The sequence below is a fragment of the Phenylobacterium sp. T106 genome (assembly GCF_057219735.1).
Genome location: NZ_JBXVWA010000005.1, coordinates 250,110 through 274,387 on the forward strand (window position 1 = coordinate 250,110; position 24,278 = coordinate 274,387).

A 24,278-nucleotide genomic window follows, 5' to 3' on the forward strand; every position below is an offset into this window, starting at 1 on the left:
GACAAAACCAGAACCATCGACTTTCCGCAATGGAGAACGGACCGATGGCCTCCCGCTTCCAGCCCCGCCGCGCCACCTTCACCCAGGGCCGTCTGATCGGCGACCGTTTCGCGTCGTCACCGGGCCGCACGCATCCGCGGCCGGTCCAGGCGCCGCCGCCGGTTCGGCCGCCGCCTCCGGCCGCCCTGGTGGACGCGGTGCTGCGTTATCACGACGTGGAGCTCGACCAGGGCGGCGAGCGGACCCTGCTGCGCCTCTCGGAACGCCGCATGCGCGAGCCCGAGGTGGCCTCGGCCCTGGGCGCGGACGCATCCCGCGCCGCCCGCGTCGCGATCCTCTGGAACGAGCGCGAGAGCGAGATCATCCGGGTGCTCGAAGCCGCCTAGGGCTTCGGCTCACGCCGCGGGCGGCGGCGTGCCCTCGGGCCGATAGCTCGGCTGGTCGATGGCGATCTGGTCCCTGGCCATGGCCGCCAGCATCGGGAGCAGCCCGGGCGTTTCCACGCCCAGTTCGCCCGACCGGATTCGCTCGCAGAGCTCGGCGTTCAGCGCGGCGAAGTCGCCGTCGCTGCCCAGCACCTCCCGCATACCCTCCACGGCGCGGGCTTCGGCGGCCGGTCCCTGGGTCAGCTCGCGGTAGATCGTCGCCATGGCGTTGGCCGCGACGCGGGCCAGGAAGGCGTTGCGGGGATCCAGCGTCGGCCGGATCTCGTCGATCCACAGCCGGACCGACTCGGCGAGTTCCTCGGTGCGGGGATGGGTGATCAAAGGCCTTCCTCCAGCAGCACGACCAGGTCGGCTTCGGTCTCCGACACGCGGCGGCCGATCATCGGCCGCTCCACGGATTTGACCATGCCGTCGCGCCACGACAGGTACATGGTCAGGCACATCACGCCCCACCGCAGCGACCCCAACATCTGCCAGAAGCGCACGCGCGACAGCTCGATCGCCCGGCCGCCGGCCGCCCTGTAGCCCTCCAGCAGGTCGGCATAGTCGCCGAAGCCGCCGACGGGGCGGTCCGGACGCCCGAAGCGCCAGGAGTTGGTGCAGATCCACCCCATGTCCTCGGCCGGGTCGCCGACATGGGCCAGCTCCCAGTCCAGCACCGCGGCGACGCCCGCCTGCGGGTCGAACATGATGTTCCCGTTCCGGAAGTCGCCGTGCAGCAGGGTGGGCTCCACCGGAGCGGGCACATGCTTGCGGAGGTACTGGAAGGCCAGTTCCAGGATGGGCCGCTGGGCGCCGGTGGCGCGGTAGACCTCCTCGTAGCGGTCGAGCTCGATGGTCCCGTCGACCACCTTGAGGTTCATGTCGGCGGGCGGCGGCGTCTTGTGGATACCCCAGAGCGCTTCGCCGCACTGGCGCGCCAGCGCCGGCCGCACGGCGTCGAACCGCGGATCGGAGGTGATCTTGCGGCCCAGCGTCTCGCCGTCGACGCGGACCATGACGTAGGCCTCGCCGAGCCCGTCCTGCTCGTCGCAGATGTGCCGCACGGTCGGCACGCGCGCGCCGTTGGCGCCGGTAGCCTGGATGAGCCTCGCCTCGGTCTGGAGGCTGACCGAGCGGGCCGTTTCGGGATCGAAGGGCACGCTGCGGCGGCGCAGGATCAGGCGCTCGGCGCCGCCCGCGCCATCGAAGGCGAACGCCCACGTCTCCATGCTGGCGCCGCCCGAAAGGCGCTGGGCCTCGGTCAGCTTCGCCCCCTCCCCGCCCAGCCGCGCGGCGAGCGTCTCGAGGGCGGCACGAACATCAACGGTCATGACCCGGCGGAACCTTCCGGTTGGTCTAATCTGACCCCGATCTGGCGGGGTCGGGGGCGGCTTGTAAACGGTCCCCCGACGTCAAGCCCGCCCAAGGAAGCGTTGGGAGAACGGCCATGGACTTCAATATCCCCCAGGACATCCAGGACTACCTCGATGAGCTCGACCGCTTCATCGACGACGTCATCATGCCGCTCCAGCACGCGGACGATAACGACCGGTTCTTCGACCACCGCCGCGAGCACGCCCGCACCGACTGGGACAACAACGGCCTGCCCCGGCCGGAGTGGGAGCAGCTTCTCGCCAAGGCCCGCAAGCTGGCCGACGACGCGGGCCACCTGCGATATGCCTGGCCGGTCGAGATGGGCGGCAAGGGCGGCAGCCAGCTGGCCATGGCCATCATCCGCGAGCACCTGGCCGCCAAGGGCCTTGGCCTCTTCAACGACCTGCAGACCGAGCACTCGATCGTCGGCAACAACCCGTTCGTGCTGATGTTCAAGGAGTTCGCCACCAACGAGCAGTACGACCGCTACGCCGACGACCTGCTGAACGGCCGCATGCGCACCGGCTTCGGCCTGACCGAGCCCAACCACGGGTCCGACGCCACCTGGATGGAAACCCGCGCCGTCCGCCACGAGAAGGACGGCAAGCCGGGCTGGCTCATCAACGGCGAAAAAATGTGGACAACCGGAATGCACGTCGCGAACTACGTGATGTGCTTTGCGCGGACGTCCGGAAAGGACGGCGACGCCACCGGCATCACCTGCTTCATCGTCCCGGCGAACTCTCCCGGTCTCAAGATCGAGGAGTACCTGTGGACGTTCAACATGCCGACGGACCACCCGCGGATCAGCTTCACGGACGTCTGGATCCCGGAGGACAGCTACTGGGGGCAGATCGACCGGGGGCTGGGGATCGGGCAGTCGTTCGTGCACCAGAACCGGATCCGGCAGGCGGCGAGCTCGCTGGGCGCGGCGCAGTTCTGCATCAACGAGAGCGTGAAGTACGCCCGCACCCGCAAGCCGTTCGGCAAGGCGCTGGCCGAGAACCAGGCGATCCAGTGGCCGCTGATCGAGCTGCAGACCCAGTGCGAGATGCTGCGGCTGCTGATCCGCAAGACCGCCTGGCAGATGGACAACATGGAGCACAAGGAGATCGAGCGGACGATCTCGGACAAGGTGTCCATGTGCAACTACTGGGGCAACCGGCTCGTCTGCGAGGCGGCCGACCGGGCGATGCAGGTGCACGGCGGCATCGGCTATTCGCGCCACAAGCCCTTCGAGCACATCTTCCGCCACCACCGCCGCTACCGGATCACCGAGGGCTCGGAGGAGATCCAGATGCGCAAGGTGGGCGCCTATCTGTTCGGCTACCTGGGGCCGAAGCGGGCGGATCCGTTCTTCAAGGAACTGAACGACGCCGAGAAGGCCGCCCGGAGCGACTACGTCCAGCCGATCCCGGCGCACCACAACGCGTCGCGCTAGCGCATCGGGCCGCGGCCCTGGACCCTGGGTTCAGGCCGCGGCTTCCTGCGCGCCGTAGAGCCGGTCGAAGACCGGCGGCAGGCTGTCGGGCAGCCCCAGCAGCGGCCCCGACGACAGCAAGAGCACCACCTCGTCGCCCGACAGGCGGCTGAGCGCCTCGGTCGCCGCTTCGGCGCTCTCGACGCCCTCGACGGCGACGCCGGCGGCGGCCGCGCGGGCCAGGATCTCCGCGAAGCTCGACTGCAGGTGGGAGTCGGCGCCGTGCGTCGGCGGCGGGACCACCAGCACCCGGGCCGCACCCTCGAACACCGTGTCGTACCAGGGCAGCGCCTCGCGGTTGCGCCACGAGAAGGTGTGCGGCTCGAACACCACCGTCAGCGGCCGCGTGGGGTAGTGCAGCAGCATGGCCTCGATGGCCGAGCGGGCCTTCTCGTACGAGCTGCCGAAGCCTTCGACGACGGGCACGGCCGAGGTCCGGGTGAGGCGGTCGAGGCGCCGCCGGATGCCGGCGAAGCCCGCGACGGCGCGGACGAGGTCCGCCTCCGAGACCAGGCCGCGCTCGAGCAGATAGGCCGAGACGCCGACGATGTTCTCCACGTTGTGCTCGCCGAGGAGGCTGGTGGACATCGCCAGCCGCCGGCCCCCAGGCCCCACGAGCGTGAAGCGCGTGGTCTCGCCGAAGGCCACGTCCTCGCAGAACCACCCGTCACAGGGCGCCGTGTCGTACCAGACGATCCGCGCCGCGGACTCGCCGGCGATCGCCCGGATCGCCGGGTGCTCCCGGGCCACGAGCAGGCCCTCGGCCGGCGCCAGGCGCAGCAGCTCGCGGAACGGCGTCACATAGCTTTCGAGGGTCGGGAAGACGTTGACGTGGTCGTGGATCAGCGAGGTCAGGAGGATGTCGCGCGGGTGGTAGAGGACGAACTTCGAGCGCCGGTCGTTGGGCCCGACGATGTACTCGTCCCCCTCCAGGATCACCTCCGGGGCGTCGCCCCAGTGGCCGGTGTCGGGCAGGGACGGCGAGATCGCGCCGATCATCCAGCCGGCGTCGCTGCCGCTCTCGCGCAGGACGTGGGCCAGCAGCGCCGTGCAGGTGGACTTGCCGAAGGACCCCGCCACCACGGTGGTCTTCTTGAGGGCCGTGGCCTCGCCCACCAGCTCCGGGAAAGTCGTGACGCGGACGCCCCGCCGGCGGGCCTCCTGCACCTCGACGTTGCCTTCCCCGCCGAGCTTGGCGCTGGCCCCCAGGACCAGGATGTCGAGACCCGGCGGAAGATTCGCCGAATCGAATCGCCAGAAGACCGGGAAGCCCAGCCCCTCCACGTAGGTCGACATGGGCGGGAACGCCCCTTCGTCGGAACCCGTGATCTCGTGGCCGGCCTCGCGCATCATCAGCGCCGCCGCGGCCATGCCCGCGCCCGCGATGCCGGTGAAATGGATCCGCATCGGCCCTCTTTTCAAGCGACTAGCGTGCTGTGATCCCGCGATCCGCGGCCGGCGTCCAGTCCGGCGCGACAAGTCGCCGCCCGCGCGGGCCGGGCGTCGCCGGAAAGCGGTCCGTCGAGGCCTTTCCGCCGCGCGACGATCCTTAACCCAAGCTTAACCATGGACGCCGGACTCTCCTCGCGTCTTCCTTGAAGACACCCCACCATCACCAACTTTGTGTGGCCCGGCGTCCGCGCCGGGCCTCTTTTCGCGGGGACCTCGCGGGAGGCTTTCAGGCGTCTTGCGCAACCCCGCGGCCCGGCGTATACGCCCGCCCTCTCGATGAGATGATCCCCGATAGCTCAGCTGGTAGAGCAGTCGGCTGTTAACCGACTTGTCGCAGGTTCGAGTCCTGCTCGGGGAGCCATCGAGACCACGCTGCGGCGTTCAATCCCACCCCCTCTCCCAAGGCCGGCGGCCCTCTGAGCGGCTTCGCGCCCGTTCGGCGCCGTTGCAATGCGCCAGGCTTTGGAATTACCTCGGAGCACCGGGAAGAAGCGGTGTCCCGGTCAGGCTTCGGCCCAACCACCGCGCAGCCCGTCATGGGGACTTGCGCCATGGGTCGACCCCCCGAAACTTCATCAGCCCGCCGTCCCGCCGTGCCCATCGCAGAGGCGGCCAAGACCTGGGCCCGCATCGCCGCGCTCTCGTTCGGAGGCCCGGCCGGCCAGATCGCCGTGATGCACCGCATCCTCGTGGAGGAGAAGCGGTGGCTCGGCGAGCAGCGGTTCCTGCACGCCCTCAACTACTGCATGCTGCTCCCGGGACCCGAGGCGCAGCAGCTGGCCATCTACATCGGGTGGCTGATGAACCGGACGCTGGGCGGACTGATCGCCGGCATACTGTTCGTGCTTCCGGGCTTCGCGGCCATCATGGCGCTCAGCCTCCTCTATGCGCTCTACGGCGATGTCGGACCGGTCAAGGCGCTCTTCTTCGGGCTGAAGGCGGCGGTGCTGGTGGTCGTGGCGCAGGCCGTCGTCCGGGTGGGAGGCCGCGCCCTCAGGAACCGGGCGATGATCGCCATCGCCGCCCTCGCCTTCGTCGCCATCTACGCCTTCGACGCGCCCTTCCCCCTCATCATCCTGGCGGCGGCGGCCCTCGGCTACATCGGCGGGACCCTGCGCGCGGCGGCCTTCAGCGCCGGCGGCGGGCACGGGCCCAGGGCCGCCCACGAAGTGGCGGACGCCGACACCCTGCTTGGCGAAGAGACCCCCGACCACGCCCGGCCCGACCTCCGCTGGGCGCTGCGCATCGGCGCGGCGTTGGCGGCGCTCTGGCTCGCCCCCGTCCTCGCGCTCGGGTTCGGACTCGGCTGGAACCATGTCTTCACGGAAGTCGCCGTCTTCTTCTCCAAGATGGCGGTGGTCACGTTCGGCGGCGCCTACGCCGTCCTGGCCTACGTCGCCCAGGAGGCCGTGGCGACCTACGGCTGGTTGCGGCCGGGAGAGATGCTCGACGGTCTCGGCATGGCCGAGACGACCCCAGGCCCTCTGATCATCGTCACCCAGTTCGTGGGCTTCATGGCCGCCTTCAGGGGCGAAACGGGCCTGAGCCCGCTGGCGGCGGGCGTGCTGGGCGGCGTTCTCACGACCTGGGTGACCTTCACGCCCTGCTTTCTGTGGATCTTTCTCGGCGCGCCCTTCGTCGAGGCGCTGCGGGGCGCCCGGGCCCTGAACGCCGCGCTAGCCGCCATCACCGCCGCGGTGGTGGGCGTGATCCTGAACCTAGCGATCTGGTTCTCGCTGCACGTGCTCTTTCGCGACGTCCACGAGGTCACAGCCGGGCCTCTCGCTCTGGACCTGCCGAACCCCGCCTCGGTGGACCTCGCCAGCCTCGCGCTGACGCTGTTGGCGGCGGTCGCCGCCTTCCGCTTCAAGCTGGGCGTCATCCCGCTGCTTCTGGGCTGCGGACTGCTCGGCGTGCTGGCCTACGTAGCAGGGGTCGCACCCTGAGGCCGAGGGCCTTCGGGCGACAGGGCGTCAGCGCACCGTCGCCGCCATCGCCTCGTCCGCGAGACGCGCCGCGTCGATCATGCTGGGGGTCTCGCAGGCCGCCACGTACTCGCGGCGCAGACGGCGCACGAGCTCGGCGACGGTGGGGATGTCGTCGATGAGGTCGACGCCCTGCCCCGCGCTCCACAGGTTCTTCCAGGGGGCGACGCCGGGCGGAAGGTGATCGTGGCGCATGCCGCGGCCCAGGGGCTTGGGCAGGTTATCCGGATCGAGGCCGACCATGCGGATCGATTCGAGCATCCAGTTGGCGGGCACGCCCGCGATGTCGCCCGTGTAGATCAGGTCGGTGGAGGTCTGGCTCACCAGGAGCTGCTTGTACTCGGCCGGCGCATCGGCCTCCTGGGTGGCGATGAAGCGCGTGCCCAGGTAGGCGAGATCGGCGCCCAGGATCTCCCCGGCCCGGATCACGGCGCCGGTCGAGACGGCCCCGGCCAGCACCAGCGTCCCGTCGTAGATCGCCCGGATGCGGGGGATCAGCGCCAGGTGGGTGATCGTGCCCGAGTGCCCGCCCCCGCCGGCCCCGATGCAGTTGAGGCCGTCCGCGCCCGCGGCGATGGCCTTCTCGGCGAAGCGCAGGCTGGTGATGTCGTGGAACACCTTGCCGCCGAAGTCGTGGACCCGGGCGATCAGCTCGGTGGGATCCCCGCCGACGCTGATCACGATCTCGACGCCGTACTTCGCGCAGACGGCCATGTTGGCGGCGAGTTCGTCCGGGGGCATCCGCGTCGGATAGTTGACGGCGATGGGCGCCACGCGCGCGTCCCGGTGGGCGTCGCGATGGCGCTTCAGCGCATCGCTGATCTCGGCGAGCCAGGCCTCGAATTCCTCGAAGCTGCGGGCGTTCTGGCGCGGCAGCCCGCCGATGACGCCGGCCTTGCAGGCCTCGCGCACCAGGGCGGGCCCGGTCACCAAGAACATCGGCGCGCAGATCGCCGGGATCGTCAGGCCGGCGCGGATCTTCGGGTCGAGCGCCACCCTAGTACCCCGCCGTCCGGCCGGTGGGCGCGCCGTCCACGATCTGGTCGAGGTATTCCGACAGCCCGTAGCCCACCAGGTCGCCGCAGCGGTATTCGGTCATCCCCTCGGTGATGCGGGTGGTGAGTTCCCGGCCGTCCGGCGCGGTGCGGCGGTTCCGGAGCGGGATCAGCGACACGACCTTGCCGGTGACCTCGTAGCGGTCGCCCGCCTCCGTCTTCACCTTGGCCCGCAGCGCCGTCTGGTAGTCGTTCTCGTCCCAGTCGCTCTCCATCACGCACTCTTCGATGAGGTCGTAGCGGCCGTCCTTGAAGACCATGCCGCCCTGGCGCGCGCCGCCCTTCCCGTCGCCGATCACCGACAGCATCATCCCGAAGTCGCGGCCGAAGTTCATCGGGCACCAGCGGTACCAGTCGATCGCCTGCCAGTGCCGCGGTCCCCACGACTTGTCGCGCAGTCCGAAGCCCGAGAGCTCGAACCGCTCGTCGCCCACGGTGATCACGCCCGAGGCGGCGCAGTGCTGCTCGTAGTGCGCCTTGGCGAACGACTTCTCGGGGTCGATCTCGATCGGCGAGCCGTCGGCCTTGACGGTCTCGCCGCCGTACATGGGCGACACGCCCTCGTAGTCCAGTTCGACCGTGCAGGGGACGGACGGGTTCTCCCGGTACGCCTTCTTGGGGTCGGCCATCTCGTGCGGCCGCTCCAGCAGCAGGGCCTTGCCCGAGAAGCTGACCCGCAGGCGCTTGAAGGGCTCGACCACCTCGACCTTCAGCCCGCCGGCGGCCATCTCCCTGTTGCCCTCGATGGCGGGCCGCCCGAACGTGAAGGCGATGCGCCCGTCCGGCAGGTAGATGCAGACGCTGATCTCGGCGTAGTTCTCGTTCGGCCGGTTGCCGATGCGGAACCAGCCGCCTGTCTTCTTCCCGGGATCGAAGACGTTGAAGTACATGCTTTCGTTGTAGTTCTTCGCCTCGCCGGGATCGTGCGGGAACTCGTCCTGCGGTTCGAGGCGGGTCTTGAAGCCTGCGGGCGCCTTGGCCATCGGGTCCTCCCCTGGATGTCTGGGCCTCAGGCTAAGGCCCGTGACGCGGGGGAACGGCAAGCCTGTTGATCACTTCCGTGGATCGCCGCCCCGCGGCGCGTCCGCGGGACGACGCCGTTTTCAGCGGGTGTGGTCGAAGATGACGTGCTCGCGGCTCATGAAGAGGCGGGACCTGTCCATCTGCACGAAACGGCGCTCGTCCTCCACGAGGGCCATGGCCGCGTCCCGGGCCTCCTCGAGGGTCGCCGAGGGCTGGGCGTCGGGATCGACCCAGACCTCGGTGATGCCGTCGAGCGGCGGCTCGTAGTTGCGGCCGGCCTGCATGCCGGCGTTGACCTCGGGCGCGATGGCGTGGCTCTGCACGTACCTGGCCATCCTCAGCGGACCGGCGAAGCTCGCCACCAGCGGGCCGTGGTCGCGCAACCAGGTGTCGTGGCATTCCGCCTGGGTCAGGCCGTCGCGCCGCGTCAGCAGGTAGGTGGCCTTGGGCGCGCCCGGCGCCGGACCTCGGCCGCCGGTGTGGTCGAAGATCAGGTGCTCTTCGGTGAGGAACACGGCGGATTTCTCGAAGTCGATGAACTTCGCCTCGTCCTCGGCGAGGATCCGGCCGGCCGCCTGGCCCTCGGGCGTCGCATAGGCCGCCTGGAAATCCTCGAGCGAGTCCCACCACACCTCGGTGAGGCCGTCGGCGCGGGGCCGCATGCCGCGCACCGCGCGCATCCCTTCGCTGGCCTCCTCGTCGATCGGGTGGCTCTGGACGTACTTGCGCAGCCTCAGGGGCCCGGCTTGGGCCGCCACCAGCGGCCCGTGCTGCTCCAGCCAGTACTTGCGGAAGGCCTCCTCCGAGAGCTCCGCACGCCGGACAATGACGTAGACCAGCTTGATCATCGCGCGCCTCCAACCATGGCGCGAAGTGCGCGCGCCGGACGGGACGTCCGTCAAGAAAAACAGCGCCCTGCCTGACGCAGCGTCGCCCGGCGAATGGCGCATCATGGTCCGACGAGAACGCCACCCGGAGGAGGTCCGCCATGTCCCGCATGCCCCTGGTCGAGCCGGAAGCCCTGCCGCCCTACCTGAAGGCCATCCACGACGCGACGCCCGAGGAGAACTGGATCGGCCGCCATTTCGCCCGCGCCTTCGCTCCGAACGAGGCGCTGGTGCAGGCCTACCAGGCCTTCTACCACCCGTGGCACACCGGCGGCGCGGGCGTGCTGGAGCCGCGGCTGAAGGAGCTCGTGCGGCTGCGCATCGCCACGCTCAACGGCTGCGTCCTGTGCAAGACCGTGCGCATGGCGCCCGAGGTGGTGGCCGAGACCGAGGCGGCCTCCGGGGTCGACGACGCCGACAACGCCGGCTTCACGCCGCGCGAGCGCGCCGCGATCCACTTCGCCGAGAAGATGGCCCTGGACCACCACAACATCGGCGACGACGACGTGGCGTTCATGCGCCGGCACTTCAGCGACGCGGAGTTCCTGGAGCTGGCCATGATGACCGGCCAGTACATCGGCTTCGGCCGCGTGCTCGCGATGCTGCAGCTCGAGATCGCGAGCTGCCCGATCTGACGCCCGTCAGGCGGCGGTGTAGCCGCCGTCGACGACCAGTTCGGACCCGGTCATGAAGCTGGACTCGTCGGACGCCAGGAACACGATGGCGTCCGCGATCTCGCGCGGGACGCCCAGCCGGCCCATGGCGTGGCGCGAGATGATCATGTCGCGCATCTCGTTCTCGTTCTCGGACTCGCGCATCACGTTTATGACCATGGGCGTCTCGATGAAGCCCGGGTGCACCGAGTTCACCCGGACGCCGGCGGGCGCGAGTTCCAGCGCGACGGCCTTGGTCAGCAGCGCCACCCCGCCCTTAGAGGCGCAGTAGGCCGCTGCCCCCGGCAGTCCCACCTTCCCCAGGATCGAGGACAGGTTGATGATCGAGCCGCCGCCCTGCGCCGCCATCACGGGCGCGGCATAGCGGACGCCCAGGAAGGTGCCGTCGAGATTGATGCCGACGATGCGCCGCCAGCCTTCGAACGTGGCTTCGAGGATCGGCTGGCCGCCGCTGCCGACCCCGGCCGAGTTCACGAGCACGTCGAGGCGTCCGAACCGCGCCACGGTCTCGGCCACCACCTCGGCCCAGCGGGGCTCGTCGACCACGTCCTGGCTCAGGAACGCCGCGACGCCGCCCTCGGCCAGGATCTCGTCGGTCACGCCCTGCCCCGCCTCGGCGGCGAGGTCGGTGAGCATCACCTTGGCGCCCTCCCGCGCGAGCCGGCGCGCGCTCTCGGCCCCCAGCCCGGATGCGCTCCCGGTGACCAGCGCAACCTTTCCCTGAACCCTGCCGCCCATGCGTGACGCCTCCCCTTCAGCGCGCCCTCTGTAGACGGGCTAGCGGCTGTCGCTACGTCATCCGCGGCGCGACGACGCGCACGCTACCACACCCCCACGTTCGGCATGGAGGCCCACGGCTCGGCGGGCGGCAGCGCCGGTCCGGCCTGGAGCAGCTCGATGGAGATGTTGTCGGGCGAGCGGACGAAGGCCATGCGGCCGTCGCGCGGGGGCCGGTTGATCACCACGCCCGCGTCCTTCAGGCGCTGGCAGACGGCGTAGATGTCGTCGACCGCATAGGCGAGGTGCCCGAAGTTGCGCCCGCCCGTGTAGGCCTCCGGGTCCCAGTTGTAGGTCAGCTCGACCATCGGCGCCTTGCGCTCGCGGGCGAGATCCTCGTCGCCGGGCGCGCAGAGGAACACCAGCGTGAACCGCCCGCCCGGGTTCTCCGACCGCGAGACTTCCTTAAGTCCGAGCTTGTCACAGTAGAAGGCGAGCGAGGCGTCGAGGTCGGTCACGCGGACCATGGTGTGCAGGTACTTCACGAGCGGATCTTCCGTGGCTGGAGGTGGTTGCGACGTGACGTTCCGAAGGCCGCGTCGGTCAGGCGGCCGACGCGAAACGCCACAACGTTGCAATCGCCGAACATTCTCGCCAATTAGAGCGGGCGCGGTTCGTGACCGCAAATTCATTTGCGCTCGGATACCGCCGGCATCACAAGCACGGCAGGCCGCAACAAGTCGGCGACACGGGCGTGGCTGGGGCTGTACGCGTCCGCATCTGGATCCGGGGACCAACGCCTTATGCGCCTGAAGCCGCAGTACGTCTTTGTCATCGCCGTCGGCGTCGTGCTGGTCATCGCCTTCCTCGTCGGATCGCTCTTCGGCGGAGACAGCCGCAAGGCCGAGGCCAAGGCCCCAACGGCCGCGCAGGCCGGCCCGCCCAGCGTCCAGGTGGTCGTGACGCCCGAGCAGATCCGCGAGACCCAGGTCATCATCCGCGGTCGCACGGAAGCCGCGCGCACCGTGGTCGTGCGCTCCGAGACGGCGGGCGTGGTCTCGTCGACCCCCGCGGCGGAAGGCTCGTTCGTCCGCCGGGGCCAGGTGCTGTGCCGGCTCTCCGTCGACGCGCGGCAAGCCTCCCTGGACCAGGCCCGCGCGAACCTGCGGTCGCGCCAGCTTCAGCGCCAGGCGGCCCAGCAACTCGCCGAGAAGGGCTATCGGTCGCAGACGCAGGTGCTGGAAGCCCAGGCGAACCTCGACGCGGCGCAGGCGCAGGTCCGCGCCGCCGAGATCGCCCTGGCCCAGGTGAACATCACGGCGCCGTTCGCGGGCGTGTTCGATCGGCGCGACGCCGAGATCGGCACGTATCTGTCCCCGGGCCAGCCGTGCGGCACGATGATCGAGCTCGATCCCCTGGTCGTCGTCGCGGACGCGCCCGAGACCGAGGCCTCCCGTCTGCGGCTGGGCGCGCCGGCCACGGCGAAGCTGGTGAGCGGCCAGGTGCTGAACGGCCGCGTCCGCTACGTCGCCCGCGACTCCGATCCCCAGACGCGCACCTACCGCGTGGAGATCGCCGTCGCGAACCCGGGCAACAGCGTGCGCTCCGGCCTGTCGGCCGAGCTCCGGGTCGGCGCCGGCGCCGGCGCCGCGCATCTGGTGCCGGTGTCCGCCCTGGTGCTGGACGCCTCGGGCCGGCAAGGCGTCCGTCACGTGCTGCCGGACAACCGGGTGGCCTTCGCGCCGGTGACGGTGCTGGAGGAAACGCCCCAGGGCATGTGGATATCCGGGCTGTCGGGGCAGGCGCGTGTGATCACGGTCGGCCAGTCGTTCGTGGCCGACGGGCAGAAGGTTCGCGTCGCCCAGGCCCGCTAGGCCGGCGGCTTCGGCGTCCCGGTGGGCGCCGGCATGGCGTTTGAGATACTTTGGGGCGCGCGCCCGGCGCGCAGCTCCGGGAGAGCAAGATGATCGGTCCGCTCATCGACGGAGCCATCAAGCGGCGGAAGGTGGTCCTGGGGGTCACCCTCATCGCCGCGCTCTTCGGCCTGTTCGCCTACCTGAACATGCCGCGCGAGTCCGAGCCGGACATCGACCTGCCGTACATCTCCGTGATTGTGCCCTACCCCGGCGTCTCGCCGGAGGACTCCGAGCGCCTGCTGGTCAAGCCGCTGGAACTCGAACTGCAGACGATGGAGGGGATCGAGTCGATGAACGCGGTGGCCCGGCAGGGCGCGGCCGTGGTCACGCTCGAGTTCGAGGCCGACTTCGACAAGGACAAGGCGCTGGAGGACGTCCGCGCCAAGGTGGACCTGGCCCGCGGCAAGTTCCCGCCCGATGCGGAAGAGCCGATCATCGAGGAGAACAACTTCTCGGGCGAGCCGATCATCGGGATCGTGATCTCGGGCGCCGCGCCCGAGCGCGAGCTGCACCGCATCACCACGGCGCTGAAGGAACGCCTGGAAGGCACCGAGGGCGTGCTCGAGGTCTACATGGCCGGGGGCCGCGAGGAGGTGCTCGAAGTCACCATCGATCCCCTCCGGATGGAGGCCTACAACGTCACCACCGGCGAGGTGGCGCAGGTCATCGGGCGCAACAACCAGCTGGTGCCGGCGGGCAACCTGCGCTCGGGCGCCGGCCAGTTCGCCGTGAAGGTGCCGGGCGTCGTCGAGAAGCCAGCCGACATCCTGGCGCTGCCGATCAAGAAGGCCGGCGACCGCATCATCACCATGGGCGACATCGGCGACGTGCGCCGCACGTTCAAGGAAGCGAGCACGGTCAGCCGGTTCAACGGACAACCCGCCTTCATCCTCGAGGTCTCCAAGCGCGGCGGCGCCAACATCCTGGAGACCGTCGAGATCGTCCGCAAGGCGACCGAGGCCGAGGCCAAGAAGTGGCCGTCGACGGTGAAGCTCGACTACCTGTACGACGAGAGCGACTTCATCGGCCGCACCCTGGTGGTGCTGGAGTCCGGCCTGCTGATGGCCAGCCTGCTGGTGATGATGATCATCGTGGCCAGCCTGGGCATCCGCCAGGGCCTGATGGTGGGCGCCTCGATCCCGATCTGCTTCCTGCTGGCCTTCCTGATCATGACCGGCATGGGCGTCACGCTGAACATGATGGTGATGTTCGGCCTCGTGCTGGCGGTCGGCATCCTGGTCGACGGCGGCATCGTGGTGGTGGAGTATGCCGACCGGCGCATGGCCGAGGGCCTGCCCAAGACCGAGGCGTTCACCGCGGCGGGCAAGCGGATGTTCTGGCCGGTGGCGAACGGCACGCTCACCACCCTCTGCGCCTTCGTGCCCTTCATGTTCTGGAACTCGATCGCCGGGAAGTTCATGAGCTTCCTGCCGCTGACCCTGTTCTTCGTGCTGGGCGCCTCGATCTTCGTGGCCCTGATCTTCACCCCCGCGCTGGGCTCAATCTTCGCGCGCAAGGCGGCCGTGGACGAGAAGCACCTGGCCGAGATCGCCAAGTCCGAGCACGGCGACCCGCGCGAGATGAAGGGCTTCATGGGCTGGTACGCCCGCAGCCTGACGGCGATGACGCACCACCCCACCCGGACGTTCCTCGCGGGCTTCCTGATTGTGGCGGCGATCTTCGTCTGGTTCGGCAACACCAAGCACCGGACCGAGTTCTTCTTCTCCGACGAGCCCGAGTTCGTGCAGGTGTTCGTCAAGGCGCGCGGCAACCTCTCGCCCGAGGCGCAGGACGCCCTCACGCAGCAGGTCGAGCAGCGGCTGGCGGGCGTGAAAGGGGTCGAGTCCCTCTACGTCCGCTCCGGCGGGTTCTCGTCGAACGGCGGGCCCAACTCGGCGCCCAACGACACCGTCGGCCGCATCCGGGTCGACTTCGTGGACTACGAGGAACGGCTGGAACTCGGGCTCTCGGGCTACGACATCGAGAACGCCGTGAAGGCGCGGCTCGGCGAGGTCGCCGGGCTCCAGCTCGAGGTGCGCGGGCCGCAGAACGGGCCGCCGGTGGGCAAGGACATCCAGGTCCAGCTCTCCAGCCACGATCCGGCGCAGCTGAACGCGGCCGCCGACCTGGTGATGGCGCAGCTCACGGCGGACAACCAGCTCAAGGAGCTGGAGGACAACCGCACCTCGCCCGGCATCGAATGGAACCTGGCCGTGGACCGGCAGGCGGCCGGGCGCTACGGCGTCGACGTCCTGTCGGTGGGCCAGACCATCCAGTTCCTCACCGGCGGCGTGCTGATGGGCCGGTTCCGGCCGGACGACGCCGAGGACGAGCTGGACATCCGCGTCCGCTTCCCGCCCAGCGCCCGCAACGTCGCCGCGCTCGAGCAGCTGAAGATCACGACGCCCCAGGGACCGGTTCCCGCGAGCTACTTCATCAAGCGGGTCCCGGCGCAGCAGGTCACCCAGATCCAGCGGCGCGACGGCCAGCGGCTGGTGATCGTGCAGGCCAACACCATCGACAAGGACAAGGTCCCTCCGAACCTCAAGATCGACACCCTGCGCCCGGCGCTGGAGAAGGCCCTGGAGCCCTACAACGCGGTGACGTGGAAGTTCATCGGGGCGGACGAAGAGGGCCAGGAAGCCGTCGGCTTCTTCGCCGCGGCCATGGCCGCCAGCCTCTTCATGATGTTCGTGATCCTGCTCTGGCAGTTCAACAGCTTCTACGGCGTGGTCGTCACGCTCTCGGCGGTGATCCTCTCGACCGTGGGCGTCCTGCTCGGGGTGCAGGTCAACCTGGGCAACACCTTCCCGTACATATCGGTGATCATGCTGGGCACGGGGGTCGTGGCGCTGTTCGGGGTGGTCGTCGGCCACAACATCGTGCTGGTCGACACCTTCTATCACTTGAGACACGCCGGCTATCCGGCCGACGAGGCGGCGATCCGAGCGGCGGCGCAGCGGTTCCGGCCCGTGGTGCTGACCACCCTGGTGACCGTGGTCGGGCTGCTGCCGCTGATGTTCCAGATCCACCCGAACTTCCACACCCTGCACCTCGAGTACAAGGCGCCGGGGTCGACCTGGTGGGTGCAGCTGTCGGCGTCCGTGGTGTGGGGGCTGTCGTTCGCCACGCTGCTCACGCTGGTGCTCACGCCCGTGATGCTGGCGGCGCCCAAGGTCTATTCGCGGCGGTTCGGCTGGTTGCGGGACCGCGCCATCCGCCGGCCGGCGGCGGGTGGACGGAAGTCCGTGGCGGATGACGGCCGGGACAGCCTGCCCAAGGCGGCGGAGTAGGCCGGCGTTCGCCTCCGTAACACTCCCTAGGGGGGCGACCCGAATGGTGGAAGTCCGGGCGGAGGCGTAACTCCCTCCGTTGCCGGCGCGACCCTCCGCGGCGGCGCGTAACCGGAGTTCCCCGATGACCCCTCCCCTCATCGATCTTGCCGTCACCCATCGTCCCCGCGGGGCGTCGGACCGGATCGCCTTCGGCTTCGTGAAGGCGCTGCGGTTCTGCGCCGACACCTTCTTCGCCAGGCGCTACGGGCACCGCGCGGTGGTGCTGGAGACCGTGGCCGCCGTGCCCGGCATGGTCGGCGCCACGCTCAATCACCTGAAGTGCCTGCGCCGGATGTGCGACGACCGCGGCTGGATCAAGACGCTCATGGACGAGGCCGAGAACGAGCGCATGCACCTGATGACGTTCATCGAGGTGGCCAGGCCCACCGCGTTCGAGCGCTTCGTCGTCGTGGCCGCGCAGTGGGTGTTCTACCTGTTCTTCTTCGGCCTCTACCTCGTCAGCCCGAAGACCGCGCACCGTGTGGTCGGCTACTTCGAGGAGGAGGCGGTGATCAGCTACACCCACTACCTCGCCGAGATCGACGAAGGCCGCTCGCCGAACGTCCCCGCCCCGGCGATCGCGCGGCGCTACTGGAACCTGCCGGCCGACGCCACCCTGCGTGACGTGGTGCTGGTGGTCCGGGCTGACGAGGCGCACCACCGCGACGTGAACCACGGCTTCGCCGACGAACTGGCCGGCCTCGCCCCGCCCGTGAAGATCCCGGCCGCCTGGCCGCACGAACAGCTGGAGCCGCACTGGCGCGAGGCGGCCTGATGGACGCGCGACCCCGCGTCGGCCCTGGCCAGGAGGTCGGGGTCGACGAGGCGATGATCCGGCGCCAGGTGCACACGTTCTACGGACGGGTGCGCCTGGACCCCGTCCTGGGCCCGATCTTCAACGCCGCCGTCGACGACTGGGACGAGCACCTGGCCAAGCTCTGCGACTTCTGGTCCTCGGTGCTGCTGATGACCGGCCGCTTCAAGGGCTCGCCCATGGCGGCCCATTCCCGGCGCCCCGAGATCGCCCGCGAGCACTTCCCCCTGTGGCTGGATCTCTTCGAGCGAACCGCCCGCGAGACGTGCCCGCCGGCGGCCGCCGACCTCTTCATGGAGAAGGCCCGGATGATCGGCCGCAGCCTGTCGCTGGGTCTGGCGGTGAGCCGTGGCGAGATCCCGCCGCTCGACGCCTAGGCGGCCAAGGACCGGCGTCGCCGGAGCATCGTCCCGGCCAGTCCGAAGCCTGTGATCATGATCGCCCAGGCGCCCGGCTCCGGAACCCCGGCCGCGGGGTTGATCGCCTCGGGCGTGAGCACGCCATTTCAACAGCTTCCAACCTTCCCCGCGAATGCCGGGACCCAGATCCACGTGCGAGAACGTGATTGGAAGGGCTCCCAACCCACGGAACCCAAAGCCACTCCACCTGGATCCCGGCCTTCGCCGGGACGGCCGGGTACTCAGTACCTGGTCCCCGGCGACGTCAGGCGATCTTGGCTGCGATCTCGGCGGCGAGGGCCTTCAGCTCTTCCATGTCGGCCATGCCGCCTCCGGCGTGCCGGCCGAGGGGGACGCCGTCCCAGCGCGGGATGATGTGGAAGTGCAGGTGATACACCGTCTGGCCCGAGGCGGCGCCGTTGAACTGGCTGATCATCACGCCGTCGGGCCTGAGCGCGGCGCGCACGGCCTTGGCCACACGCTGGACGCCCAGCATCAGGGGGCCGACCATCTGCGGTTCCTCCTCCAGGAAGTTGCGCGCCGTCGAATGCTTGGGGATGACCAGCGTGTGCCCCTTCGCCTGCGGGAAGACGTCCATGAAGGCGAACACGTGATCGTCCTCGAAGACGCGCACGCAAGGCGCCTCGCCGCGCAGGATCTTGGCGAAGATGTTGGCTGGGTCGTAGGTCCCGTCCAGGCTCATGGCGCACCTCCGAGATGGCGCCGCCTCGGTAGCAATCGCCGCCGCCCGCGAAAAGAACCTAGCTCACGCCGACGGTGATCGTGATCTGCTCCTCGGGCGTGGGCGGGACCCCGTCCTTGCGGCGGTAGACGAAGGTGAGTTGCTGCGAGCCGGGCTGCGCGCCCACGAAGTCGAAGACATCCACCGCCATCGCGCCGCCCGGCGGCTGTTCGGTCTTGCGGCCGACGGTTTTCAGCGCCGTGTCGGCCGGCGGCGCCTGAAGCACCCAGGCTCCGTGCGCGGGGCTCTGGTTGGCCCAGCGGACCTGCATGGGCTGGTCCACCGATATCGCCACCGTGTCACCGTTCTTGGGCGTGTCGAGCACCGTCGGGATCGGGGCGCAGGCCGCGAGGCCCAGCATGATCGCGACCGATAGTCCCACAATCGTCGACTTCATTCGCCGTCTCCCCGAGCATCACTCGAGGCTGGCGCCTTTACGGCGCGGACGTCGTTGACTCCGATCAAGCTGGCGCAACGAGGCGGCCGCCGCGTCCCGCGCTCCGCTGCCCCTTCAGCATTCAACCTGCGGGGGAAGCTGCTTGCGGACTCGGCGCCCGCTCAACAGTTTCCGGCCGACACGGCTCCACGGCGGAGCCGCCTGGGGGAATATCGAAAATGCTTATGTCCAAGGCTCTCGCGGGCATCGCGCTCGGCCTGGCGCTGATCGGCGCCGGTTCGACGGCGGCGGCGCAGTCCTACTCGAACACGGCCAACGGCGGCTCCATCTCGCCGTTCGGGACGCCGAACACGAACACCTACGGCGAGGTCTTCACGGCCCACGTCACGGGCACTCTGGACAGCTTCAGCCTGTACCTGAACGGGCCTATCGGGGGCACGCTCTTCGGCGGCATCGGCGTGTGGAACGGCAACGGCATCTCGAGCGTGCTGTACCAGAGCACCGCCGTCGCCGCGGACCACGCCGGCGCCTACACGTTTGGGCCGAACCTCGACGTGACGTCGGGCCAACTGCTCATCGCCTATCTGACGACCTTCGGCGCCGACAACACGGGTCAGGGCACCACCACGATGCCGACGGCCACGAACGGGCCTGCCGGCTTCGAATACTTCGCCTTCAACAATGGCCCGGCAAACGCGTCGACCTGGGACAACTTTCTGGGGACGGGCTACGACGTTCGCCTGGACCTGACCTACGGCGCCTCAAGCGGCGCCATCCCGGAGCCGGGGACGTGGGCCTTGATGATCGCCGGTTTCGGCGGTGTCGGCGCCATGATGCGCCGGCGCCGGGCGGTCATCGCCTAGACCTTGCGCCATCGCAGGCGTTGACGGGAAGGCCGCCCCTCGGGCGGCCTTCTGCATGTCAGCTCCCCTCCTTGAAGGGCGAGAAGGCCTCTTCCAGCCACTCCATCTCCTGGTCCACCGCCGCGCGCTCCTGGGCCAGGAAACGCTCCACGGGGCCCCGAAGGGCCGGATCGGCGATCCAGTGGGCCGAGAACACCGGCTTCGGCAGGTACCCGCGGGCGATCTTGTGCTGGCCCTGCGCGCCGGCCTCGACCCGCGGCAGCCCGTGCGTGATCGCCCACTCGATGGCCTGGTAGTAGCAGAGCTCGAAGTGCAGGAACGGGATGTCCTCGACGCAGCCCCAGTGGCGCCCGTAGAGCCCGTCTTCGCCGATCAGGTTCAGCGCGCCCGCCACCCATCGGCCGCCGCGCCGGGCCATGACCAGCAGGACCCGGTCGGCCATCCGCTCGCCCAGCAGGGAGAAGAAGAGCCGCGTCAGATAGGGCCGCCCCCACTTGCGCGACCCGGTGTCCATGTAGAAGCGGAAGAACGCGTCCCAGTGCGCCTCGGTGAGATCCGACCCCGTCAGCCGGTGGATCTCGACCGCCGCCTGCGCCTCGCGCCGCTCCCGGCGGATCGTCTTGCGCCGGCCGGACGAGAGGGCCCCGAGGAAGTCCTCGAAGTCGCGATAGCCCGCGTTCTGCCAGTGGTACTGTTGCCCCTCGCGCCGACCCAGCCCCTTGGCGCCCAGCCAGGTCCACTCGGCCTCGGTCACGAAGTTGAGGTTGAGGCCGGAGGCGCCGTAGCGCTCGCAGAGCTGAAGCCCGCCTGCCAGGAGGATCTCGCGCGCCGCGTCGGCGTCGACGTCGGGACGGCAAAGCAGGCGAGCGCCGGTCGCCGGCGTGAAGGGCGCCGCGCAAAGCAGCTTGGGATAGTACCGGCCGCCCGCACGCTCGTAGGCGTCGGCCCAGGCGTGGTCGAAGATGTACTCCCCCTGGCTGTGGCTCTTGAGGTAGAGCGGCATGACCGCGGCCACCCTCCCCTGCTCGTCCTCGACCGACAGGTGCTGCGGCCCCCAGCCCGTCCGCTCAACCGCGCACTCCGCCTCCTCCAGGGCGTTGAGGAAGTCGAACCGGATGAAGGGATTGCCGGCGTAGGCCGGGTTGTCGGCGCAGGCGTCCCACCCCTCGCGGCCGATCTCGGCGATGCGGCGCGCCACGCTCACCGCCGGCCTCAATGTCACGCGGCGGCGTCCTGGGCCGGGTGGAAGCCCTCGAAGATCAGGTTGTCGCAGCTGTCCCTGACCGCGTCCCACTGCGCAGGCTCACGCACGGTCCAGGCCACCACGGGCATGCCCTGGGCCCTCAGCTGTGCGGCGCGGGGGTGCGGGAGGACGTCCAGCCCCAGCGCCAGGAAATGCGGCCGGGCCAGGTCCACCTGTTCGAGGTCGCGATACGCCCGGCGCTGGTCGGCGGCCATGTCGGCGGGACGATCCCACGACCAGCTGTCGAGGCCGCGCAGCACACCCGGATAGCGCTCGGCGAACCAGGCATGGCTGTAGGGGTTGAACCCGATGACGCAGAGCGGCCCGTTGTGGTCGCCGATCACCTCGTGCACCCGCTGTTCCAGGGGGCCCACTTCCCCGAACGGGGTCTTGAGTTCGACGTGGACCATCGCGCGGCGGCCGACGAGGGCCAGCGTCTCGAGCAGGGTCGGGATGCGCTCGTCCGTGCCGGCCAGCCGAATCTCGGCCAGGTCGGCGGCCGTGTAGTCGCGGATGCGGCCGTCGCGGCCGGTCATCCGCTTCAGGCGATCGTCGTGGAACACCACCGCTTCGCCGTCGGCCGAGAGCTGGACGTCCAGCTCGATGCCATAGCCGGCCGCGCAGGCGGCCTGGAACGCGCCGAGGGAGTTTTCGGGGGGACCGTCCGGGCTCCACAGGCCGCGATGTGCGATCGGCGGGTGAAACAGCAGCTCCCAGGCCTGGCCGAACCGAGCGTTCACCGCACCTGCACCACCGCATCGACCTCGACGGCGAAGTTGAGCGGGAGACGGTAGACGCCCACGGCCGACCGGGCGTGCCGGCCCGCATCGCCGAACGCGTCGACCATCACGTCCGAGCAGCCGTTCACGACCTTGGGAATGTCGAAGAAGCCCGGGCCCGCCTGCACGAAGCCGCCCAGCTTCACAACCTGCACCACGCGATCGAGGTCGCCGGCGCACGCGGCGTTCATCTGCGCCAGCAGGTTGATGCCGCAGATCCGGGCGGCCCGGATGGCGGTCTCGAGGTCGACGTCCTCGCCGACGACGCCCCGGACCCCGCCGCCGGCGTCGACCGACACCTGGCCCGAGATGTGGACCAGCTCGCCGATGCGCACGAACGGCACGTAGTTGGCGACCGGCGCGTTCGGGGTGGGCAGTTCGATGCCGGCCTGGGCCAGGCGTTCAGCGACCTTGGACATGGGGAGACGTCTAGCGCCGGCCCCCGGAAAGCAAAAGGCCTGAGCCCCGCAAATGACCCCGGCCAAGCAAAGGCCGGCCCCGAAGGACCGGCCCCAGCTTACGCGGTACTGAAGACGTCAGGCCTTAGCGGACGGCCTGGAACTTCTCGACGGTCGCGGTGACGCGCTCGTTGAGCGGCTTCATGGACTCCTTCACCGAGGCGGACACGGTGTCCGACATCTTGGCGAACTCGGCCATGTAGGTCTCGAGGGCGGTCTTGGCGAAGCTGGTCTGCAGCTCGACCACTTCCTGGACGCTCTTGGCGCCGGCGAGCGACTTGGCGGCCGACACCTGGGTGTCGAAGACGGCCTTCGAGAAGGCCATGGCCTGGGCGCCGAGCGCTTCCGCGCCACGCGCCGAGGCGGTGGCCGACGCGACGACGGCTTCGAGGTTCTTCTTGGAGTGGGCGTTCAGCTCGTTCAGCGCGGCGAGGCTCTTCTCGACGCCTTCCTTGAAGGCGACGTTGGTGGCGGCGGTGAACTGCTCGGCGGTGGTCTTGGCGGCTTCGGCGACGGCCATGGGAGGCTCCTGTGGGGTCGGGGGGCGGACGGTTCGGCGGGGCTGTTCACCCCGTATGACGATCCTGGTTATCTCATGCTGCACTGCACAAGTCAACGCATTATTGTGCACTGCAACATGACCCGCTCCGGCCGCACTGCGGCGTGCCTCGGCAGCGCCTATCGCGCCTCGACGGACGGGCTGCGGCAATTGCGCCCGTTCAATCCTTGTTTACTCTCATGAAAGGGTGAGGCGAGCATGCTACCGACTCTCCCGGGTGGCGTGTGGCCATCTCAACGCTTAACGACGGACGACGCATGATCCAGCACGCCCGCCGCCTGTTCCTCGCCATTGGCCTGGCCCTCGCCGCGTCCCTGGGCGGAGCGGCTCCAGCCGCCGTCGCGCAGGTCCCCTACCTGCAGCTCATCCCGCAGAACTCGTCGAAGTATGCGTCCATCGTGGTGGACGCGAAGACGGGAGAGGTCCTGTACGCCAAGCGCGCCGACGCCCCGCGCTATCCGGCGTCGATCACCAAGGTGATGACCCTCTACCTCACGTTCGAGGCGCTCTCGGCGGGCCGGATCAGCCTGGACGACCGGGTCGTGTTCTCGCCGCACGCCGCCGCGCAGTCGCCGACGAAGCTGGGCATCCGGGCCGGCGATTCGGTCTCGGTCCTCGAGGCGATCCAGGCGCTCTGCACCCTGTCGGCCAATGACGCCGCCACGGCGCTGGCCGAGAAGCTGGGCGGCACCGAAGCCCGCTTTGCCGCCTTGATGACCTTGCGCGCCCAGGAACTGGGCATGAGCAACACGAATTTCGCCAATGCGAACGGTCTGCCGAACACCCGCAACCTCTCGACGGCGCGCGACATCGCGATCCTGTCGCGGGCGGTGATGCGCGACTACCCGCAGTACTACCGCTTCTTCGGCCAGACGAATTTCAACTTCCGCGGCCGCAACATCCGCAACCACAATCACATGCTGGTGAACACGCCCGGCGTGGACGGCCTGAAGACCGGCTTCACCAATGCGTCGGGCTTCAACATCGCCATCTCGGGCGTGCAGGACGGCCGGCGCCTCATCGTGGTGGTCCTGGGCGGCCCGAACCGCATCACGCGCGACCGTGTGGCGGAAAGCCTGCTCGTGACGGGCTTCGACGTCATCCGCCGCCGGAACCTCGGCGAGGACATCCGGGTGGCGCAGAACTTCTTCGAGCCGCCGCAGATGGCGGCCGCGACCCAGCCCTCGATGCAGCAGGGCGACACTTCGGACACCCTGTCGATCCGCCTTGCGTCCTCGCCGCCGCCGGCGCGCGCGTCGTCGATCCAGATCGTCGAGCCCCGCTCGGTGCCGCAGCTGAGCGGCAAGGCGAAGGGCAAGGCTCAGGCGGGCGGCCAGTGGACCGTCCAGGTCGGCTCGTTCAACAGCCGCTCGGACGCCCGTGAGCAGCTCGTCCTGACGGAACGCCGCTTCGGCGCCCTGTTCGACGACGCCCGCGCCGTGGCCGAGAAGGACTCCGGCAAGTACCGCGCGCGCTTCTCGGGCCTGACCGAGCGGGAGGCCAAGGACGCCTGCCGCACCCTCAAGGCCAAGCGCCAGCCCTGCGCCGTGATCGCGCCCGGGCGGGGCTAGCCTTCGCTTCCCGCGCTGCGGGACGGTGAACCGCGCCCGGCCCGGCTGAACGCCGGGCGTCGAGCGGGTCGAAATCGATCTACCCGGGGCTTGCCCTTCCCACCGCTCGCTCTACGGCGAGCGGTCCC

24 protein-coding genes, 1 tRNA gene and 1 pseudogene are annotated in these 24,278 nt (G+C 69.7%); 11 read left to right on the top strand and 15 right to left on the bottom strand.

Annotated elements, in window-relative coordinates; all coding sequences use genetic code 11:
- The first annotated feature begins 44 nt into the window (after nt 1-44).
- Nucleotides 45-386, top strand: coding sequence for a hypothetical protein (locus AC2D8W_RS13925; protein WP_293483512.1), 342 nt, complete (start codon nt 45-47; stop codon nt 384-386).
- A 9-nt stretch (nt 387-395) separates the two neighbouring features.
- Here AC2D8W_RS13925 and AC2D8W_RS13930 read toward each other — a convergent pair whose 3' ends face one another.
- Both AC2D8W_RS13930 and AC2D8W_RS13935 read right to left on the bottom strand, forming a co-directional pair.
- Nucleotides 396-767, bottom strand: coding sequence for a DUF6285 domain-containing protein (locus AC2D8W_RS13930; protein ID WP_293483514.1), 372 nt, complete (start codon nt 765-767; stop codon nt 396-398).
- On the bottom strand, nt 764-1,759 hold the full coding sequence (locus AC2D8W_RS13935) for a phosphotransferase family protein (RefSeq protein ID WP_484672021.1): 996 nt from the start codon (nt 1,757-1,759) through the stop codon (nt 764-766). The genes AC2D8W_RS13930 and AC2D8W_RS13935 overlap by 4 nt, the downstream gene beginning before the upstream one ends.
- A 116-nt stretch (nt 1,760-1,875) precedes the next feature.
- Between AC2D8W_RS13935 and AC2D8W_RS13940 the strand changes: the two genes are divergently transcribed.
- Nucleotides 1,876-3,243 carry an acyl-CoA dehydrogenase family protein gene (locus AC2D8W_RS13940; protein WP_484672022.1) on the top strand — a complete coding sequence of 456 codons (1,368 nt, stop codon included), beginning with the start codon at nt 1,876-1,878 and terminating at the stop codon, nt 3,241-3,243.
- A 30-nt stretch (nt 3,244-3,273) separates the two neighbouring features.
- Here AC2D8W_RS13940 and AC2D8W_RS13945 read toward each other — a convergent pair whose 3' ends face one another.
- On the bottom strand, nt 3,274-4,689 hold the full coding sequence (locus AC2D8W_RS13945) for a Mur ligase family protein (protein ID WP_484672023.1): 1,416 nt from the start codon (nt 4,687-4,689) through the stop codon (nt 3,274-3,276).
- A 330-nt stretch (nt 4,690-5,019) separates the two neighbouring features.
- Here AC2D8W_RS13945 and AC2D8W_RS13950 point away from each other — a divergent pair.
- Nucleotides 5,020-5,095: transfer RNA gene (locus AC2D8W_RS13950), tRNA-Asn, on the top strand.
- Between the two features lie 232 nt (nt 5,096-5,327).
- Nucleotides 5,328-6,680 carry a chromate efflux transporter gene (gene chrA, locus AC2D8W_RS13955; protein ID WP_484672024.1) on the top strand — a complete coding sequence of 451 codons (1,353 nt, stop codon included), beginning with the start codon at nt 5,328-5,330 and terminating at the stop codon, nt 6,678-6,680.
- A gap of 27 nt (nt 6,681-6,707) precedes the next feature.
- On the opposite strand, the gene AC2D8W_RS13960 is transcribed toward chrA, so the two are convergent.
- The 3 genes from AC2D8W_RS13960 to AC2D8W_RS13970 form a co-directional block, all read right to left on the bottom strand.
- Entirely contained in the window at nt 6,708-7,715 is a 1,008-nt protein-coding gene (locus AC2D8W_RS13960) for an NAD(P)H-dependent flavin oxidoreductase (protein ID WP_484672025.1), read from the bottom strand.
- A gap of 1 nt (nt 7,716) precedes the next feature.
- The gene (locus AC2D8W_RS13965; protein WP_484672026.1) at nt 7,717-8,757 is read right to left on the bottom strand and encodes a DUF7064 domain-containing protein; all 1,041 of its coding nucleotides are present in this window, start codon (nt 8,755-8,757) and stop codon (nt 7,717-7,719) included.
- 120 nt (nt 8,758-8,877) lie between these two features.
- Entirely contained in the window at nt 8,878-9,645 is a 768-nt protein-coding gene (locus tag AC2D8W_RS13970; RefSeq protein WP_484672027.1) for an EthD domain-containing protein, read from the bottom strand.
- A 140-nt stretch (nt 9,646-9,785) separates the two neighbouring features.
- On the opposite strand from AC2D8W_RS13970, the gene AC2D8W_RS13975 reads away from it, so the two are divergent.
- Nucleotides 9,786-10,319, top strand: a complete 534-nt coding sequence (locus tag AC2D8W_RS13975; protein WP_293483527.1) for a carboxymuconolactone decarboxylase family protein — start codon at nt 9,786-9,788, stop codon at nt 10,317-10,319.
- A 6-nt stretch (nt 10,320-10,325) separates the two neighbouring features.
- On the opposite strand, the gene AC2D8W_RS13980 is transcribed toward AC2D8W_RS13975, so the two are convergent.
- A complete protein-coding gene (locus tag AC2D8W_RS13980; RefSeq protein WP_484672028.1) occupies nt 10,326-11,096 on the bottom strand; it encodes an SDR family NAD(P)-dependent oxidoreductase in 771 nt (256 codons plus the stop codon).
- Nucleotides 11,097-11,179: 83 nt separating this feature from the next.
- A complete protein-coding gene (locus tag AC2D8W_RS13985; RefSeq protein ID WP_484672029.1) occupies nt 11,180-11,620 on the bottom strand; it encodes a VOC family protein in 441 nt (146 codons plus the stop codon).
- 258 nt (nt 11,621-11,878) lie between these two features.
- Here AC2D8W_RS13985 and AC2D8W_RS13990 point away from each other — a divergent pair, with 258 nt between their 5' ends.
- The 4 genes from AC2D8W_RS13990 (at nt 11,879) to AC2D8W_RS14005 (ending at nt 17,517) form a co-directional block, all read left to right on the top strand.
- On the top strand, nt 11,879-12,949 hold the full coding sequence (locus tag AC2D8W_RS13990) for an efflux RND transporter periplasmic adaptor subunit (RefSeq protein WP_484672030.1): 1,071 nt from the start codon (nt 11,879-11,881) through the stop codon (nt 12,947-12,949).
- A gap of 89 nt (nt 12,950-13,038) precedes the next feature.
- Complete coding sequence (locus AC2D8W_RS13995) at nt 13,039-16,284, top strand: efflux RND transporter permease subunit (protein WP_484672031.1); 3,246 nt, start codon at nt 13,039-13,041, stop codon at nt 16,282-16,284.
- Nucleotides 16,285-16,408: 124 nt separating this feature from the next.
- Nucleotides 16,409-17,101 carry an alternative oxidase gene (locus AC2D8W_RS14000; RefSeq protein ID WP_293483537.1) on the top strand — a complete coding sequence of 231 codons (693 nt, stop codon included), beginning with the start codon at nt 16,409-16,411 and terminating at the stop codon, nt 17,099-17,101.
- On the top strand, nt 17,101-17,517 hold the full coding sequence (locus AC2D8W_RS14005) for a group III truncated hemoglobin (protein ID WP_484672032.1): 417 nt from the start codon (nt 17,101-17,103) through the stop codon (nt 17,515-17,517). The genes AC2D8W_RS14000 and AC2D8W_RS14005 overlap by 1 nt, the downstream gene beginning before the upstream one ends.
- Here the strand turns inward: AC2D8W_RS14005 and AC2D8W_RS14010 are convergent.
- From AC2D8W_RS14010 to AC2D8W_RS14020, 3 genes are all read right to left on the bottom strand, one after another.
- Nucleotides 17,514-17,639: a PEPxxWA-CTERM sorting domain-containing protein gene (locus AC2D8W_RS14010; RefSeq protein WP_484672033.1), complete on the bottom strand. Its 126-nt coding sequence runs from the start codon at nt 17,637-17,639 to the stop codon at nt 17,514-17,516. The two genes, AC2D8W_RS14005 and AC2D8W_RS14010, sit on opposite strands and share 4 nt — an antisense overlap.
- A gap of 164 nt (nt 17,640-17,803) precedes the next feature.
- Nucleotides 17,804-18,241, bottom strand: coding sequence for an HIT family protein (locus AC2D8W_RS14015; protein ID WP_484672034.1), 438 nt, complete (start codon nt 18,239-18,241; stop codon nt 17,804-17,806).
- A 58-nt stretch (nt 18,242-18,299) separates the two neighbouring features.
- The gene (locus tag AC2D8W_RS14020; RefSeq protein WP_484672035.1) at nt 18,300-18,677 is read right to left on the bottom strand and encodes a protease inhibitor I42 family protein; all 378 of its coding nucleotides are present in this window, start codon (nt 18,675-18,677) and stop codon (nt 18,300-18,302) included.
- 764 nt (nt 18,678-19,441) lie between these two features.
- On the opposite strand from AC2D8W_RS14020, the pseudogene AC2D8W_RS14025 reads away from it, so the two are divergent.
- A pseudogene (locus AC2D8W_RS14025) lies at nt 19,442-19,540 on the top strand (PEPxxWA-CTERM sorting domain-containing protein); the annotation flags it as partial.
- A gap of 58 nt (nt 19,541-19,598) precedes the next feature.
- On the opposite strand, the gene AC2D8W_RS14030 reads toward AC2D8W_RS14025, so the two are convergent.
- The 4 genes from AC2D8W_RS14030 to AC2D8W_RS14045 all read right to left on the bottom strand — a co-directional run bounded on the left by AC2D8W_RS14030 (nt 19,599) and on the right by AC2D8W_RS14045 (nt 22,540).
- The gene (locus AC2D8W_RS14030) at nt 19,599-20,762 is read right to left on the bottom strand and encodes a GNAT family N-acetyltransferase (RefSeq protein ID WP_484672036.1); all 1,164 of its coding nucleotides are present in this window, start codon (nt 20,760-20,762) and stop codon (nt 19,599-19,601) included.
- Nucleotides 20,759-21,523: a glycerophosphodiester phosphodiesterase gene (locus AC2D8W_RS14035; protein ID WP_293483547.1), complete on the bottom strand. Its 765-nt coding sequence runs from the start codon at nt 21,521-21,523 to the stop codon at nt 20,759-20,761. The genes AC2D8W_RS14030 and AC2D8W_RS14035 overlap by 4 nt, the downstream gene beginning before the upstream one ends.
- Nucleotides 21,520-21,981, bottom strand: coding sequence for a RidA family protein (locus AC2D8W_RS14040; RefSeq protein WP_484672037.1), 462 nt, complete (start codon nt 21,979-21,981; stop codon nt 21,520-21,522). Before AC2D8W_RS14040 ends, AC2D8W_RS14035 begins: the two co-directional genes overlap by 4 nt.
- 124 nt (nt 21,982-22,105) lie before the next feature.
- Nucleotides 22,106-22,540 (bottom strand): phasin family protein, encoded by a 435-nt coding sequence (locus AC2D8W_RS14045; RefSeq protein WP_293483550.1) that lies wholly within the window; start codon nt 22,538-22,540, stop codon nt 22,106-22,108.
- A 296-nt stretch (nt 22,541-22,836) separates the two neighbouring features.
- Here AC2D8W_RS14045 and AC2D8W_RS14050 point away from each other — a divergent pair, with 296 nt between their 5' ends.
- Nucleotides 22,837-24,150, top strand: coding sequence for a D-alanyl-D-alanine carboxypeptidase (locus tag AC2D8W_RS14050; protein WP_484672038.1), 1,314 nt, complete (start codon nt 22,837-22,839; stop codon nt 24,148-24,150).
- Nucleotides 24,151-24,278 lie beyond the last annotated feature (128 nt).

Bases quoted from the DNA above. Each gene is read 5' to 3' on its own strand.
- AC2D8W_RS13925 (WP_293483512.1), top strand. From the start codon at position 45: ATGGCCTCCCGCTTCCAGCCCCGCCGCGCCACCTTCACCCAGGGCCGT.
- AC2D8W_RS13935 (WP_484672021.1), bottom strand. From the start codon at position 1,759: ATGACCGTTGATGTTCGTGCCGCCCTCGAGACGCTCGCCGCGCGGCTG.
- AC2D8W_RS13940 (WP_484672022.1), top strand. From the start codon at position 1,876: ATGGACTTCAATATCCCCCAGGACATCCAGGACTACCTCGATGAGCTC.
- AC2D8W_RS13945 (WP_484672023.1), bottom strand. From the start codon at position 4,689: ATGCGGATCCATTTCACCGGCATCGCGGGCGCGGGCATGGCCGCGGCG.
- AC2D8W_RS13965 (WP_484672026.1), bottom strand. From the start codon at position 8,757: ATGGCCAAGGCGCCCGCAGGCTTCAAGACCCGCCTCGAACCGCAGGAC.
- AC2D8W_RS13970 (WP_484672027.1), bottom strand. From the start codon at position 9,645: ATGATCAAGCTGGTCTACGTCATTGTCCGGCGTGCGGAGCTCTCGGAG.
- AC2D8W_RS13975 (WP_293483527.1), top strand. From the start codon at position 9,786: ATGTCCCGCATGCCCCTGGTCGAGCCGGAAGCCCTGCCGCCCTACCTG.
- AC2D8W_RS13980 (WP_484672028.1), bottom strand. From the start codon at position 11,096: ATGGGCGGCAGGGTTCAGGGAAAGGTTGCGCTGGTCACCGGGAGCGCA.
- AC2D8W_RS13990 (WP_484672030.1), top strand. From the start codon at position 11,879: ATGCGCCTGAAGCCGCAGTACGTCTTTGTCATCGCCGTCGGCGTCGTG.
- AC2D8W_RS13995 (WP_484672031.1), top strand. From the start codon at position 13,039: ATGATCGGTCCGCTCATCGACGGAGCCATCAAGCGGCGGAAGGTGGTC.
- AC2D8W_RS14000 (WP_293483537.1), top strand. From the start codon at position 16,409: ATGACCCCTCCCCTCATCGATCTTGCCGTCACCCATCGTCCCCGCGGG.
- AC2D8W_RS14005 (WP_484672032.1), top strand. From the start codon at position 17,101: ATGGACGCGCGACCCCGCGTCGGCCCTGGCCAGGAGGTCGGGGTCGAC.
- AC2D8W_RS14015 (WP_484672034.1), bottom strand. From the start codon at position 18,241: ATGAGCCTGGACGGGACCTACGACCCAGCCAACATCTTCGCCAAGATC.
- AC2D8W_RS14020 (WP_484672035.1), bottom strand. From the start codon at position 18,677: ATGAAGTCGACGATTGTGGGACTATCGGTCGCGATCATGCTGGGCCTC.
- AC2D8W_RS14040 (WP_484672037.1), bottom strand. From the start codon at position 21,981: ATGTCCAAGGTCGCTGAACGCCTGGCCCAGGCCGGCATCGAACTGCCC.
- AC2D8W_RS14045 (WP_293483550.1), bottom strand. From the start codon at position 22,540: ATGGCCGTCGCCGAAGCCGCCAAGACCACCGCCGAGCAGTTCACCGCC.
- AC2D8W_RS14050 (WP_484672038.1), top strand. From the start codon at position 22,837: ATGATCCAGCACGCCCGCCGCCTGTTCCTCGCCATTGGCCTGGCCCTC.